Below are 14,881 nucleotides of genomic sequence, written 5' to 3'. Positions count from 1 at the left end.
CCAGTGCCAGCTCTTACCGAGCTCGATCGCCTTCGCTCTCAACGGCGCGGCGCCACATACCGTGCAGCTCCGCCGCGATCGCGGGGTGCGCGACCATGATGCCGGTGGACGGGTCAGAAGGAAACAGGGTGTCGTGGCCGTCCCAATCGAGCACCCTCAAACCGGCCTCGTGTGCGATGAGCATGGACGCGAGGTGATCCACGGCTCCGAATCGCCCCACGAGCGCACCATGCCCTCTGCCGACCGCAGGCCCCACGAGCGACAGGGTTCCCGAGCCCATGATCCGGCTCGTCACGTCGATCTCGCCCAGAGAGCGGATAAATTCCGCCTGGCCCTCGAAGAATGTAGCCCCGAGAAGCTCAGTGAGAACGACGGAACCGGGCAGAGTGGACCGGTGTTCAACCGTGATGGGGCCACCGCGGTGCATGGCTCCGCGCCCCCGAATGGCCGAAAGAATCTCTTTCGTGCGCGGGTCTGCGACGACGCCAACGACGGGGCCATCCTCATCACACATGGCGAGGGAGAATGAAAACCAGGAGATGCCGTGCGCGTAGTTCGTGGTGCCGTCGATGGGATCGCAGTACCACGTGTACTCAACCCCGGCGCTGTCCTCGAACTCTTCCCCAACGAAAGCGTGCGTCGGAAACTCTTCCGCAATGGTCCGGCGTACCCAAAGCTCGATCCCCAGATCAATATCCGTCACGAAATCAGCGGCGTTCTTCTTTGTCGCAAACATCGAAACGTTCGAGGATGTCGAGCGGATCATCGCCCATGTGGCAAGTGACTGCGCAAGTTCGTGCGCGCGCGTCAACACATCGCGCCTTCGTCCCACGTGATCGGCGCTCATGCTCCCCGCACCTCCGCGTTCTGGTTCAGGACGCGCAGGAGGTCGCCCGCACGGTTGGACGTCACGGCCTCAACGCCCATCGCCGCAAGCGCTCTTGCAGTCTCGGCATCGTCAACGGTCCAGCAGGTGGTACGCAGCCCGAGGGCACGCGCATCGCCCACGGTTGTGGGCGAGCACATGCCAAAGTGGGGGTTCCACGAGTAAGGCTGGAGCTCCTCGACGAGGGCGGGATCCGGAACACCATCGAGGGGGTAGGTCATGCGCAGACGTGCAGCGGGGAGGATCTCGCGCACGGCACGCATGGCGGTGACTCCCCCCGTGAACTCCGCCCGTGCCGCTGCCGCGCGACGGTCATCTGAGTGGTGTCCCTCTCCCGCGGCGATTGCCCGGATCCGCGAGGCGCTCACGCGCGCAATCTCCTGCTCCGCCCCGTCAGGTTCGCCCGGGAAATCGAGAAGAAGCACGGCATCGCCCACGGCATCGAGAGCACGCTCGAGCGTGGGGACTCCCCGCTCAAAGCCGTGGTCATTCGCGCACGCGCCATGCTGAGTCGGCTCACGGGCTTCTAGCGCGCTCACCGAGAGTTCAGCGGGACTGGCCGTGCACTCCCACAAGCGCTCGAGCGTGGAGTCGTGCAGAAGAATGGGTTCTCCCTCTGCGCTGAGCCTCAGATCGACCTCGACAACCTCGAGCCCCTCGGCTACCGCGTGTGCGATCGCTTGGAGAGTGTTCTCAACGTGGGCAACGGGGTCGCCACGATGTGCAACGAGCTGCACAGGACTCATCATTTCTCCGTTCATGCTGCTGACTGCTCCCCGGTAGGTCCGGCAGGCGAGGTAGCCGCGTCGACGAGAACACCATCGCGATACACCAGCGCTTCGGTGATGCGCACCCCCACCTCATCGTCAACGCGCAAGTCGTCGGCCTTCGCGAGCGAGCGCACACGAATGGCGCCGACCCGCACGACGAGGTCGCTGAGGTGGCCCTTTGGGGTGATGCGCTCAATGGTGCCCTTGAGCTGGGCGGCGCGGGGATCGCCAATCACGACGTTCTCGGGGCGAATACCGCATTCGGCATGTTCGGCCGCTCCGGTCACGAGGTCAATCGGCAGCGGCTCGAGACCTTCGACGTAGATGCGACCGGAACCGTCGGCACGGCGCTCCACTCGCCCTTTCACGAAGGACATCGTCCCGATGAAACCCGCGACAAACCGCGTCGCCGGTCGGCGATACAGAGTCGTTGGATCAGTCAGCTGTTCGATCCGGCCGCCGTTCATGACGGCGATGCGATCAGCAACGGCGAGCGCCTCCTCCTGATCGTGCGTCACAAAGACGCTCGTCATGCCAAGTTCCTGCTGGATACGACGAATCTCTTCGCGAACCTGGACGCGAAGTTTCGCGTCGAGGTTCGAAAGCGGCTCATCGAGAAGCAAGAGCGAGGGGTTTTGGACGAGCGCACGCGCGAGAGCAACGCGCTGCTGCTCGCCGCCCGACAGCCGCGCCGGTCGGCGCCCGGCCTTCTCCTCGAGTCCGACGAGCGCGAGGGCCTCACGCACGCGTGCGGTGCGCTCGTCGCGTGGGACCTTGGCAACCTTGAGCGGGAATGCCACGTTCTTTTCGACGCTCATGTGGGGCCAGAGCGCGTAGTTCTGGAACACCATCGCCGAGGGCCGGCGCTCCGGAGGCAGCGACGTCACATCACGCTCACCCACGGTGATCCGCCCCGCATCCGGCGTGAGGAACCCACCGATCATCCGCAAAGTCGTCGTTTTCCCGCATCCCGAAGGGCCGAGCAAACAGACCATCTCTCCCTTCCCGATCGCGAGATCAAGATCTTTGATGATGCTCTTGCCACCGAGCGTGATGCTGACGGAGCTAAGCGTGAGCGGCTCGGGAGAGAACCGGCGAGCGGTTCGGGCAGCTTTCGATGCGGACTGTGTCATCGGATTTGGAAACCATCTGCGAGAGCCCCACCCATGATGTGCTTCCTTACGAGAAGAAGCAGCACAACGGAGGGGACGGTGAGCATGATGGAAAAAACGGCCGCGACCTGTTCCGGCGAATTGAGAACGAGCGTGTAGAGCTCGGTCGGCATCGTGGAATAACTGGGGGCACCAACGAGGTAGGTGGCCTGAGCTTCGTCCCACGACGCGAGGAAAGCCATGATGAGGGCGACGAAATACCCCGGGGCGGCAAGTGGAAGCGTGACGCTCACGAAAGTCCTGAGCCATCCGGCACCGCTATCGCGCGCGGCATCTTCGAGCCTGCGCGGTACCGCCGCAAACGAGGCGGCAGGAATCCACGTAAGAAAAACGACCTGACCGAGCATATGTGCGATCGTGACACCCGGAATGGTCTCCATGAGGTTGAAGGCGTAGTACAAAGCCGCAATGCTCACAAAAAGCCCCATTTTCGGGAACGCATTCGTTGCGAACAGGCCAAGGAGCATCACCGTGCGCCCCGGGAACTGCATACGCCCAAAGGCGTAGGCAGCGGGCATGCAGATGAGAGCCGTGAGCGTCGTCGATAGGACGGCGAACATGAGCGAATTGAGGATCGAGGTGACGAACTTTGGAGTACCGAAAACCTTTCCCCACCAGTCAAAGGTGAGTCCAGCCGGAAGGAGGTTCGGCACGCGCCACTCGGTCGCGAAGGCGTGAAGGGCGAGCCACACAATCGGCCCGGCTACGAAGAGCAGCAACGCAAGCGCGGCAAGTCCTGACGCAATTTTCCTGGGCATATCAGGTCATCTCTTCTTTTGCTTGTCGGTAGTTGGCCCAGACGTAAAGAACCCCAATCAGCGCAGCGAGCGCAAACACGACAATGGCCATGACAACTGACTGCTGCGGCTCTCCGTACGTGTTGAAGTGTTTCGTCATACTGACGCCGAGCATGGTCGGAGCCGAAGGGCCCGTGAGCCAGGGAACCGTGAACGACCCGACGTTCCCAATCGCGGTGAACGTCATGGCGATGACCGTGGGCACGAATGCCATCGGTGCCACGACGTCCTTCACAATGCGGATCGTTCCCGCACCAGCGTCCCGAGCGGCATCAATCAGGGCGTCAGGCACCGATTGAACCCCCGACGACACCATGAGGACCGCAAACGGAAGCGAGGACCACACCTGAGTCATGAGCACGAGGGTCGACGTGAACGCAATTTGAGGCGGGCTCGCCACGCCAAGACTCCGCATCGCTGAGCCAAAGAAACCGTCGGCCGCCCAGAAGCGAATCATGGCCCACGCCCCGATTACTCCCGGGATAAACATCGGGATGACGGCGAAAGCGGGAAGCATGCGGGTGATGCCCGACGGCCGCAGCCTCATCGCGAGAGCCACGAGCCACGCGAGGGCCGTGACGATCACGGTGGTGAGAATTGAAATGCTCACCGTCACCCGCAAATCCGAGAGAAATCGCGGATTCGAAAAGACCTCGCGATACGCGTCGAGAGTTGGAGCCCACGACTGCGTCTCGTGCGTGTTCTTACCGATCATGGCGATCGTCGTGTTCAACCCACCCGTGTACCCGAGGCTCAAGCCGAAGGCATTGATGACGGGAAAACCGATGAAAACGATGATGAGGAGGATCGGTGGGCTCGCGAGGAGCACACCGACCCATGACTGTCTCGATGCCACGCTTGCTCCCTAGGCGGTCGGAACCTTCTGGTCCCAGAGCTTGGCCTTGTTGTCTTCGTGGTCGCCAAAGTAGCCCTGGCCGAGGTTCTGCGTGTCGATGCCGTCGAATTTCTTTTGAATCTCCTCGGGCATGTCCTCGAGCGGGATGATCGGGTAACCCGCCATTGTCGTGGAAATGATCTGCTGCCCCTCGGGGGAAAGCGCGAATTTCGCGAGCGCGAGCGCGGCAGGCTTGTTCTTCGAGTTCTTCGGGATCCCGAGGAACGATGCGCCGCCCGCGAACGACGGATTCGAGATCTGCGTCGCCTTGACCCGTTCCGGGATCTTCCCGGACTCGCGGCCGGAAATGAACTGATCGGACCACACCGGGATCATCGCGACCTCGCCGTTGACCAAAAGCTCAATGCTCTGTTCGTTGCCGTTCGGGTAGGTGCCCTGGCCGTACGTGAACTTACCGATGCGCTTGAGCTCTTCCCAACCCTTGTCCCAGTGCTTTTCGTCGGCCTCGTCGTAGCTCGTCGTCATACGCTCGCGGACGTCCTTCGGGATGTACAGGTCGAGCACGCTCGTCACGAAGGCCGAGCCTGAGCCGCCCGTCGAAGGAGAGTTGTAGGCGAACTTGCCGGGGTTCTGTTCGATCCAGGTCAGAAGCTCCTTGAGAGTCTTCGGAGGTGTGGCGACTTGCTCCGTGTCGTACGCGAGGAGCACGGAGGAGGCTCGGTAGGGGAAGGCTTGTCCAAGTCCTTGGGCAAGCGCATCCTGGGGAACATCGCCGAGGGCGGGAATCTCTTTGGCGCTCACGTTGAGCAGAAGTTTCGCGTCTGCCGCGTCCGTCACCCAGCCGTCATCGATGAAGTCCATGCCCGAATCGCCGTCGCCGGCAGCGGACAAGCGCGCGAGCGATTGCTGGGAGCGTTCGGAGTGCAGATCGTGGTCAACCTTGATCGTGACCTTCGGGTATTTCTTCGTGAAGGCCGGCCCAAGCCCGTCCTGCCATAGGTCGCGCACGTTGGTGTCGCCGCCCGCGTGGATGCGAAGGGTCCCTTCGACCTCACCCGTCACATCGGCTGCCGACTCACCTCCCTTGTCGGAGGCTCCTGAAGAGTTTTTCGAGGCTGGCGCACATGCTGTCGCGAGGCCCGCGAAGCTAAGGGCAGCACCACCAAACAGAAGTGAACGTCGATTGAGGGACATTGCGTGGCCTTTCCACTGGCGCGCAAGGGGCGCATCGATTTGGACGACGCCTCGAGGTTAAGCGCGCCGATGCCCCCGCTACGCCCGTCCCCCGCCCACGCTCGCGAAAGGTCGTCAAGAGTTCACGCAGTGGTCATGAAAGACCCCGTTTAAAACGGGCTTTGCTAGCCGAACTTGGGCCTTCTGTTACTTGATGCTCACCTGCAGGCCACGTGGACTTTTGCTTCGAGGTTTTAGCCTTCGAGCGGGTTTTCCTGTGGGGGAAGTTTCTCGATGACCTCGTGGTCAAACGACTGCGGACCCAGCTTCGCCGCACCACCGGGGCTTCCGAGCTCGTCGAAGAACTCTACATTCGCGCGGTAGTACTCGCTCCACTGATCGGGCAGGTCGTCCTCGTAGTAGATCGCTTCGACGGGGCACACGGGTTCGCACGCACCGCAATCGACGCATTCGTCAGGCTGAATGTACAGCGAACGCTCGCCTTCGTAGATGCAGTCGACGGGGCATTCGTCAACGCAGGCACGGTCTTTGACATCAACGCACGGGAGGGCGATGACGTAGGTCATGGCTTCACAGTCCTTTCTTCGCGCTGGTTCGCGCGCGCGATGTTTCTGATTTGGATGGCCCACACGATAGCGACACCCACGAGAGGCACGATCACGCCGAGGAACTGGGCGGCCCAGCCCTGCCACTGCGCTTCGCCCGCAATCTGTGCTGGAACGAGAAGCCCTCCCCCGAGCGACGTGCCCGAAAAATACACGGCCACGAGTGTGAAGGCGAGAGCATCGATGAACAGTGGGAGCTTGCGCCCGCTAAGCGCGACCAGCATGCAGGTTGCGACGACCTCGTAGGCGCAACCAAACAGGAGCCCCCACGGCACGGACACGTCTTGGACGGTCGAGCGCATACGGTGCGTCCCAATCACGACAAGGCCGCCGAGCACCCCCACGATCGCGCCGACAACGATCTCGGTCGCGCGCGAGGTGGGCCTCGTACCGTCGGCGAAAATGACGCCTTCGTTGGGGTCCTTGTGACTCATTGTCTCGCCCTCGATTACGAGTTGCGGGCGCGAGCGCGAGCGCGCGCACGCTCGGTCGGGTCGAGGACGACCTTACGGATGCGCACGATTTCGGGGGTGACCTCGACGCATTCGTCCTCGGCGGCGAATTCGAGCGACTCCTCGAGCGTGAGCTTGCGCGGCGGAATGAGATTCTCGAACGCGTCTGCCGTGGCCGAGCGCATGTTCGTGAGCTTCTTTTCCTTCGTGATGTTCACGTCCATGTCTTCATTGCGGGAATTTTCGCCGACAACCTGCCCCATGTACACCTCTGAGGTGGGTTCCACGAAGAACGAGCCGCGTTCCTGGAGGTTGATCATCGCATACGGCGTCACGGCACCCGCGCGGTCAGCCACGAGGGAGCCCGTGTTGCGGAATTCAATGGGGCCCATCCAGGGCTCGAAGCCTTCGGCGAGCGAGGAGGCGATGCCGGTACCGCGCGTTTCGGTCAAGAAGCGCGAGCGGAAACCAATGAGGCCGCGCGCGGGAACGAGGAATTCCATGCGCACCCAGCCCGAACCGTGGTTGTTCATGGTTTCCATGCGCCCCTTGCGGGAGGCCATGAGCTGCGTGATTGTCCCGAGGTATTCCTCGGGAACGTCGATCGTCATACGCTCGATCGGTTCGCACGTGACGCCGTCGATCTCGCGGGTCAGCACCTGCGGCTTCCCCACGGTCAGTTCGAAGCCTTCGCGACGCATCTGTTCAACGAGAATCGCGAGAGCGAGCTCGCCGCGGCCCTGAACCTCCCATGCGTCTGGGCGATCAGTGGGCAGAACCTTGAGGGACACGTTGCCGACGAGCTCGGCATCGAGGCGGTCCTTGACCTGGCGGGCGGTGAGCTTGTGGCCCTTGACCTTGCCGGCGATCGGCGAGGTGTTGATGCCGATCGTCATCGAGATCGCGGGGTCGTCCACGGTGATGAGTGGGAGCGGACGAGGATCGTTGAGGTCGGTGAGGGTTTCGCCGATCATGATGTCGGGGATACCCGCAACGGCCACGATGTCGCCGGGGCGCGCCGTGCGCGTCATCTGCTCGCGTGTGAGCCCCTTCGTTTCGAGAAGTTCGGTGACCTTCACGCTCTTGATATCGCCGTGGCGGGTCGCCCACGCGACCTGCTGGCCCTTCTTGAGCTCGCCGTTCTCGATGCGCAAGAGCGCGAGACGGCCGAGGAACGGCGAAGCATCGAGGTTCGTGACGTGTGCCTGCAGCGGCATGTCGTCGTCATATTCGGGAGCGGGGATCGATTCGAGAATCGTCTTGAAGAGCGGTTCGACCGTTTCGGAATCGGGAAGCTCGCCGTCTGCGGGCTTGTTCGCGCTCGCACGCCCAGCTTTGCCGGAGGCGTAGATCACGGGGACGTCGAGCAGTGCGTCGAAGTCGATCTCGGCGTTGTCTTGCGAGAGGTCCTCAGCGAGGCCGAGAAGGAGATCCGTTGTTTCGTTGACGACCGCGTCGATGCGGGCGTCGGGACGATCAACCTTGTTCACGACGATGATCACGGGAAGGCTCGCGGCAAGGGCCTTGCGCAGAACGAATCGGGTCTGCGGGAGCGGCCCCTCGGACGCGTCCACGAGCAGCACGACGCCGTCGACCATGGACAGGCCGCGCTCTACCTCGCCGCCGAAGTCGGCGTGCCCGGGGGTGTCGATCACGTTGATCGTAATGCCCTCGGGGTGCCCGATCTCGGCTGCCGTCGGCCCCGAATAGTGGATCGCGGTGTTCTTCGCGAGGATGGTGATGCCCTTTTCGCGCTCGAGGTCACCGGAGTCCATCGCACGCTCGTCAACTTTGTCGCGTTCGCCGAACGCGCCGCCCTGGCGGAGCATGGCGTCCACGAGGGTCGTTTTGCCGTGATCGACGTGGGCGACGATCGCGACGTTTCGAAGATCGGAGCGGTGCTGAATGGTCATAGGAGCCTTATCTGTTCGGGATCGGCGGAAGTCTCGTGAGGTGTGGGGGTCCGACGCTTGCCTGGCCCACGCGCGCCCGATTCATGGTAACGCGTCCGGGCCCCTTATCGGCTGCGTGAGCCTTCTCGCGTGACGAATAGAAATCTGCCTCACAGGGTGAGGGATCACAATGGAAACATGAGTGAAAACAGCAATCTCTCCCCCGCCCCCGTTGATCCGACGACTACCGAGGCCTGGCAACGCCTCGAAGAGCACGACGGCATGCTCGACAAAGGCCTGCGCGAAGCGTTCGCCGAAGATCCCGATCGCGCCAAGAAGCTGAGTTTTGAGGCGGCGGATCTGTTCGTTGATCTCTCGAAGAACCTTGTATCCGAAGAAACCGTCGGACTCCTTCTCGATCTCGCAAACGAGACGGGCGTGTGCAAGCGCCGCGACGACATGTTCACGGGCGCGCACATCAACACGACCGAGGACCGCGCCGTTTTACACACCGCGCTTCGACGCCCGAAGGGGGCATCCCCCGCCCTCGACGTCGACGGCCAGAATGTCGATGCCGATGTGCGCGAGGTCCTCGAACGCATCTATGAGTTTGCGAATAAGGTTCGCAGCGGCGAGTGGACCGGCGTTACGGGTAAGAAGATCGAGACCGTCATCAACGTTGGCATCGGCGGCTCCGACCTCGGCCCCGTGATGGTGTACGAGGCACTGCGCCCGCTCGCGGATGCGGGGATTGAGGCACGCTTCATCTCGAACATTGATCCGACCGACGTGGGCGAGACGACGCGCGACCTCGATCCCGAAACAACCCTCGTGATCGTCGCGTCGAAGACGTTCACGACGCTCGAAACGATCACGAATGCGAAGCTCGTGCGCGCGTGGCTGCTCGACGGCCTGCACGCCGCGGGCGTCGCTGAATCACAGGATGCCGAAGCCGTCGCGAAGCACTTCGTGGCCGTCTCGACCGCACTCGACAAGGTCGAGGAATTCGGTATTGACCCGGCCAACGCCTTCGGGTTCTGGAGCTGGGTGGGCGGTCGCTACTCGGTCGATTCGGCGATCGGCACGATCCTCGCCGTCGTGTTCGGCCCCGAGGCCTTCGAAGAGTTCCTCGGCGGTTTCCACGCGATGGACGAGCATTTCCGCACAGCAGCTCCCGAGGAAAACGTGCCTTTGCTCATGGGGCTCGTGAACGTGTGGAACGTGAACTTCCTCGGCGCCGAGACTCACGCGGTTCTTCCCTACAGCCAATTCCTTCATCGCTTCCCCGCCTACCTCCAGCAGCTCACGATGGAGTCCAACGGCAAGTCCGTGTGTTACGACGGCTCAGCCGTGACTGCGGAGACCGGCGAGATCTTCTGGGGCGAGCCCGGCACGAATGGTCAGCACGCCTTCTACCAGCTCATCCACCAGGGTACGCGCCTCATTCCCGCGGATTTCATTGCGTTTGCTAATCCCACCTACGCACTCAAGGACGGCGATACCGACGTCCATGAGCTCTTCCTCGCGAACTTCTTCGCGCAGACCAAAGCGCTCGCCTTCGGCAAGACCGCAGAGGAAGTTGAGGCCGAGGGGACGACCGGCGCGCTTGTTCCCGCACGCGTGTTCTCAGGCGACCGTCCGACCACCTCGATCATGGCGAGCGCTCTCACTCCGAGCGTCCTCGGCCAGCTGATCGCGCTGTACGAGCACATCACCTTCGTGCAGGGCGCAGTGTGGGGCATCAACAGCTTCGATCAGTGGGGCGTTGAGCTCGGCAAGCAGCTCGCGAAGCAGTTGACGAGCGCCGTCGCGGGCGACGAGTCGGTTCTCGCCGAGCAGGATTCCTCGACGCGTCAGCTCATCGAGTACTACCGCGCGCACCGCGCCTAAATTGCGCGCTTAAGAAAACGGGACCTCGCCGAGGCGGGGTCCCGTTTTCTTTGACAAGTGGGTAACCCCCACAACCCCTATGCAATCCAACGCCGTTGCGGCTCGGCAGTCGGTCCGCCTAGCGGGATTCCCACGAAGTCCCGCGACTTTGTCTCTAGGATGGACGTGGCGCAAGACATAACCGAAGGAGAGTGGCATGAAGGTCGGCATTCTGACTTCTGGCGGCGACTGCCCGGGACTCAACGCGGTCATCCGCGGAGCAGTCCTCAAGGGAGATTCCATTTACGAAGATGAATTCGTGGGCTATCTCGACGGCTGGAAGGGAGTACGCGACAACGAATTCATCCCGATCCCTCGGCGCCTTGTGCGCGGCATCGGCCGTCAGGGCGGAACGATCCTCGGCACCTCGCGCGTCAACCCCTTTCACGAGGACGGAGGGGGCGCCGAGGGTGTGCGCAAAGTTCTCGAGGACCACGATGTGGACGCCCTCATCGCTATCGGTGGCGACGGAACACTGTTCACGGCCAATCGCCTCGCAGAGGCCGGCATCCCCGTGGTCGGCGTCCCGAAAACAGTGGATAACGACCTCGACGCCACGGACTACACGTTCGGCTTCAATACCGCCGTTGATATCGCAACCGAGAACCTCGACCGCTTGCGTATGACCGGCAACAGCCACCACCGATGCATGGTCGCCGAGGTCATGGGGCGCAGCGTCGGCTGGATCGCGCTCCACTCGGGTATGGCTGCAGGCGCGCATGTCATCTGCATCCCCGAATTCCCGCTCACGATCGACGAAATCTGCGAGTACGTTGCGCAGCGCGCTGCACGCTCAAAGCGCCGCTCCCCACTCGTCGTCGTCGCCGAGGGGTTCGTTCCGAAGGACGCGCCGGCAGACTTCATGGACTACGAGATGGACGAATTTGGCCGACCGATCCTCGGCGGCGTCGCCCAGCGCCTCGCCCCCTATATCGAAGAAGCCACGGGTATCGAAACCCGCGCGACCGTGCTCGGACACATCCAGCGCGGCGGCGAACCGAATGCGTACGACCGCGTCCTCGCGACCCGATTTGGCATGGCCGCAATCGACCTCGTGCACGAAGGCGGTTTTGGTCGCATGGTTTCACTGCGCGGGACCGACATCGTGAACGAGCCGCTCACCGAGGCAATCGACTCGGTAAAGCGCGTGCCCAGGTCCAGATGGGACGAGGTTCGCGTCCTTTTTGGGTAGGAACGCCGCGCATTTGCGCCCCAGTCCCGCTTTTTGATAATAATTCTTAACATGCTGACCGCGCTCGCCCTCACCACAATTGCCGGGCTCGCCACGATCCTCGGCTCTCTCATAGCCTTGAGTGAGCGTGCCCGCGAACCGAAAGCCCTAGGCGCGGCTCTCGCGTTCGCCGCAGGTGCGATGCTCACCGTCAGTGCTCTCGAGCTCCTCCCCCACTCGATCGGTGTGCTCGGAGCTGGCACGACCACCCTTTACTGCGTTGCCGGCCTCGTCATTGTGGGCGCCCTCGACCTTGCTTCGCGAGCGTGGGAGCGCCGTGCGGTCACGAGCGCTAGGGAGGCGCCGCAACCGTCGGACTCCTCAAGTGCACGAGCGCTTTTGCGCACGGGCCTCATCACGGCTCTCGCACTCACCGCGCACAACATTCCCGAAGGGTTCGCGACCTTCTCAAGTGCCCTGCAAGACACCGTCTTCGCACTCCCGCTTGCGGCCGCGATCGCGCTGCATAACGTTCCCGAAGGCGTCGCCGTGGCCGCCCCCATCCTCCACGCGACCGGGTCACGCACGAAGGCCATCGCCGCGACAGCGCTCTCGGGGCTGTCCGAACCGGTCGGAGCCCTCGCGCTCTACGGGCTCCTCACCGCCACGGGGCACGCCGCGAACCTCGAATGGGCAAACCCCCTCATCGCAGGGGTGATGATCGCGATCAGCGCGCTCGAGCTCCTCCCCCTCGCCTACACGCACACCCGGCTCGCGCGAACCCTCACGTGGTGCGGTGTCGGTGCGCTTGTCATGGCCGCGAGCCTATGGGCGCTCGCCGGCTGAGCGCGAGGTTTGCACCCCGCCGCCGCCTGGTACGTTTGAGAAGTTCGTGACCATCACCGCGAGGAGAAGCTGATGTCCGCCATCATGTACACCATCACCGACGAAGCCCCCATGCTTGCGACCGCCTCGCTCCTACCAATCGTGCGTGGCTTCGCCTCGAAGGCCGGCGTCGACATCGAAACCCGCGATATTTCACTCGCAGCTCGCATCCTCGCCGCATTCGCGGACCGCCTCCCCGAGGACCAACGCGAACGTGACGCTCTCGCCGAGCTCGGCGCCCTCGCTCGCACCGCAGAGGCGAACATCATCAAGCTTCCCAACATTTCGGCCTCGGTTCCGCAGCTCAAAGCCGTAATCGCCGAACTTCAGGCACGCGGTTACGACCTCCCCGACTACCCGGATAGCCCCGAAACCGACACCGAACTCGACATCCGTGCGCGATACGACGCCGTCAAAGGCTCCGCCGTCAATCCGGTGCTCCGCGAAGGAAATTCTGACCGCCGCGCGCCGCGCGCGGTCAAGAATTTCGCGAAGGCCCACCCGCATCGCATGGGCGAGTGGAGTACTCACTCGCGCACCGAGGTCGCCACCATGAGCGAGGGCGACTTCCGCTCGAGCGAACGAAGCTTCGTCGTTCACGGCGACACAACCTTCCAGATCGTCCACGTCGCCACCGACGGCACCGAAACAATCCTCAAAGACACCGTGGCCGCCGAAGACGGCGACATTATTGACGCGAGCGTCATGAGCATCGGTGCTCTCGAGCAATTCCTCACCGCTCAGATCGATAACGCCCGCGAGCACGACGTTCTATTCTCGCTCCACCTCAAGGCCACGATGATGAAGGTCAGTGACCCCGTCATCTTCGGTCACGCGGTGCGCGCATTCTTCCCCGAGGTCTTCACGCGGTTCGGGGCAAAACTCGAGGATGCGGGGCTCTCGGCGAACAACGGTCTCGGCGCGATCCTCTCGGGCCTCGAGGCGCTCGATGCCGAAACCGCCGAAGCGATTCGCACGCTCGTGAATGACCGCCTCGCCGAAGGCCCCAAGCTCGCGATGGTCGACTCGGATCGCGGCATCACGAACCTTCACGTGCCGAGCGACGTCATCGTGGATGCGAGCATGCCCGCGATGATCCGCACGGGCGGAAAAATGTGGGGGTCCGACGGCGCCCTGCACGACACGCTTGCCGTCATTCCCGATAGCTCCTATGCCCCCATCTACCAGGTTGTGATCGACGACTGTCGCCTCCACGGTGCCTTCGATCCGACGCGCATGGGAACCGTGCCAAACGTCGGCCTCATGGCGGAAAAAGCCGAAGAATACGGCAGCCACGACAAGACTTTCATCGCCCCCGCAGACGGGCGAATCGAGATCCGCTCGACGTGCGGGTGCCACGATGCGGCGCTGACATCGCACGCCGTCCAGGCCGGCGATATTTTCCGCGCGTGCCACACGAAGGATGCACCCGTGCGCGACTGGGTCGCGCTCGCTGTGCGTCGTTCCCGCCTGAGCGAAACACCCGCCTTCTTCTGGCTTGACCCGGAGCGGGCCCACGATCGCGAAATTGCGGCGAAGGTCGAGCGCGCCCTCGCCGACGAGGACACCGACGGCCTCGACATCCGCGTGCTCAGCCCCGTCGAGGCCATGTGGGAGACTCTCGCGCGGACGCGCGACGGACTCGACACGATCTCGGTCACCGGCAACGTTCTGCGCGATTACCTGACCGACCTCTTCCCCATCATGGAGCTCGGCACCAGCGCCAAAATGCTCTCGGTTGTGCCCCTCATGGCGGGCGGCGGGCTCTTCGAGACGGGAGCGGGCGGCTCCGCTCCGAAACACGTCCAGCAGCTCGTGACGGAAAACTACCTACGGTGGGACTCTCTCGGGGAATTCCTCGCGCTCGCCGAATCGCTGCGGCATCTTGCGCGCCGCGACGACAATCACGATGCCGAGGTGCTCGCGGATACCCTCGAGCGCGCAACCGAAACGTTGCTCACCGAAGGCAAGTCACCCGAGCGGCGCCTCGGCGGCACCGACAATCGAGGCTCGCACTTCTACCTCGCACTGTACTGGGCGCGTGAGCTCGCTTCACAAAGCGACAGCAGTGCGCTCGCGCGCACGTTTACGCCCGTCGCGAGCGAGCTTGATGAGTCCGCCGCTGACATCGAGCGCGAGCTTCTCGCGGTTCAGGGCACGAAGGCCGAGATCGGTGGTTATTACCGGCCCGATCCTGAATCGACAGCAGCGGTCATGCGCCCTTCAGCCACGCTCAACGCGATCATCGACCAGCTCGCGGCGCGCTAACGCG

At 63.2% G+C, this 14,881-nt stretch carries 13 protein-coding genes; 4 read left to right on the top strand and 9 right to left on the bottom strand.

The genetic code is table 11. The features are described from left to right. Positions 1–13: 13 nt before the first annotated feature. The 9 genes from HMPREF1484_RS06230 to typA all read right to left on the bottom strand — a co-directional run bounded on the left by HMPREF1484_RS06230 (position 14) and on the right by typA (position 8,645). Positions 14–847: an inositol monophosphatase gene (locus HMPREF1484_RS06230; RefSeq protein ID WP_016664181.1), complete on the bottom strand. Its 834-nt coding sequence runs from the start codon at positions 845–847 to the stop codon at positions 14–16. Continuing rightward, positions 844–1,647: a glycerophosphodiester phosphodiesterase gene (locus tag HMPREF1484_RS06225; protein ID WP_084813933.1), complete on the bottom strand. Its 804-nt coding sequence runs from the start codon at positions 1,645–1,647 to the stop codon at positions 844–846. The genes HMPREF1484_RS06230 and HMPREF1484_RS06225 overlap by 4 nt, the downstream gene beginning before the upstream one ends. Next, positions 1,644–2,789 (bottom strand): ABC transporter ATP-binding protein, encoded by a 1,146-nt coding sequence (locus tag HMPREF1484_RS06220; protein WP_016664179.1) that lies wholly within the window; start codon positions 2,787–2,789, stop codon positions 1,644–1,646. The genes HMPREF1484_RS06225 and HMPREF1484_RS06220 overlap by 4 nt, the downstream gene beginning before the upstream one ends. After that, positions 2,786–3,586: an ABC transporter permease gene (locus HMPREF1484_RS06215; protein ID WP_016664178.1), complete on the bottom strand. Its 801-nt coding sequence runs from the start codon at positions 3,584–3,586 to the stop codon at positions 2,786–2,788. Before HMPREF1484_RS06215 ends, HMPREF1484_RS06220 begins: the two co-directional genes overlap by 4 nt. Position 3,587: 1 nt before the next feature. Further along, positions 3,588–4,481: an ABC transporter permease gene (locus HMPREF1484_RS06210; RefSeq protein ID WP_016664177.1), complete on the bottom strand. Its 894-nt coding sequence runs from the start codon at positions 4,479–4,481 to the stop codon at positions 3,588–3,590. A 9-nt stretch (positions 4,482–4,490) separates the two neighbouring features. Next, positions 4,491–5,675 (bottom strand): extracellular solute-binding protein, encoded by a 1,185-nt coding sequence (locus HMPREF1484_RS06205; RefSeq protein ID WP_016664176.1) that lies wholly within the window; start codon positions 5,673–5,675, stop codon positions 4,491–4,493. A 233-nt stretch (positions 5,676–5,908) separates the two neighbouring features. Continuing rightward, positions 5,909–6,241 carry a ferredoxin gene (gene fdxA, locus HMPREF1484_RS06200; protein WP_016664175.1) on the bottom strand — a complete coding sequence of 111 codons (333 nt, stop codon included), beginning with the start codon at positions 6,239–6,241 and terminating at the stop codon, positions 5,909–5,911. Beyond that, on the bottom strand, positions 6,238–6,714 hold the full coding sequence (locus tag HMPREF1484_RS06195; RefSeq protein ID WP_016664174.1) for a hypothetical protein: 477 nt from the start codon (positions 6,712–6,714) through the stop codon (positions 6,238–6,240). The genes fdxA and HMPREF1484_RS06195 overlap by 4 nt, the downstream gene beginning before the upstream one ends. Positions 6,715–6,728: 14 nt before the next feature. Then, positions 6,729–8,645, bottom strand: a complete 1,917-nt coding sequence (gene typA, locus HMPREF1484_RS06190) for a translational GTPase TypA (protein ID WP_016664173.1) — start codon at positions 8,643–8,645, stop codon at positions 6,729–6,731. A 177-nt stretch (positions 8,646–8,822) separates the two neighbouring features. Here typA and pgi point away from each other — a divergent pair, with 177 nt between their 5' ends. The 4 genes from pgi (at position 8,823) to HMPREF1484_RS06170 (ending at position 14,877) form a co-directional block, all read left to right on the top strand. Continuing rightward, on the top strand, positions 8,823–10,514 hold the full coding sequence (gene pgi, locus HMPREF1484_RS06185) for a glucose-6-phosphate isomerase (protein ID WP_016664172.1): 1,692 nt from the start codon (positions 8,823–8,825) through the stop codon (positions 10,512–10,514). 196 nt (positions 10,515–10,710) lie between these two features. After that, entirely contained in the window at positions 10,711–11,745 is a 1,035-nt protein-coding gene (locus tag HMPREF1484_RS06180) for a 6-phosphofructokinase (RefSeq protein WP_016664171.1), read from the top strand. Between the two features lie 51 nt (positions 11,746–11,796). Beyond that, the gene (locus HMPREF1484_RS06175) at positions 11,797–12,570 is read left to right on the top strand and encodes a ZIP family metal transporter (protein ID WP_016664170.1); all 774 of its coding nucleotides are present in this window, start codon (positions 11,797–11,799) and stop codon (positions 12,568–12,570) included. Between the two features lie 72 nt (positions 12,571–12,642). Then, the gene (locus HMPREF1484_RS06170; protein WP_016664169.1) at positions 12,643–14,877 is read left to right on the top strand and encodes an NADP-dependent isocitrate dehydrogenase; all 2,235 of its coding nucleotides are present in this window, start codon (positions 12,643–12,645) and stop codon (positions 14,875–14,877) included. Positions 14,878–14,881 lie beyond the last annotated feature (4 nt).

The sequence above is a fragment of the Dermabacter sp. HFH0086 genome, assembly GCF_000413375.1.
GTDB classification, from domain to species: Bacteria; Actinomycetota; Actinomycetes; order Actinomycetales; family Dermabacteraceae; genus Dermabacter; species Dermabacter hominis.
The sequence above is the reverse complement of the archived record's forward strand: the minus strand, read 5'-3'. Positions and strand labels throughout refer to the sequence as shown.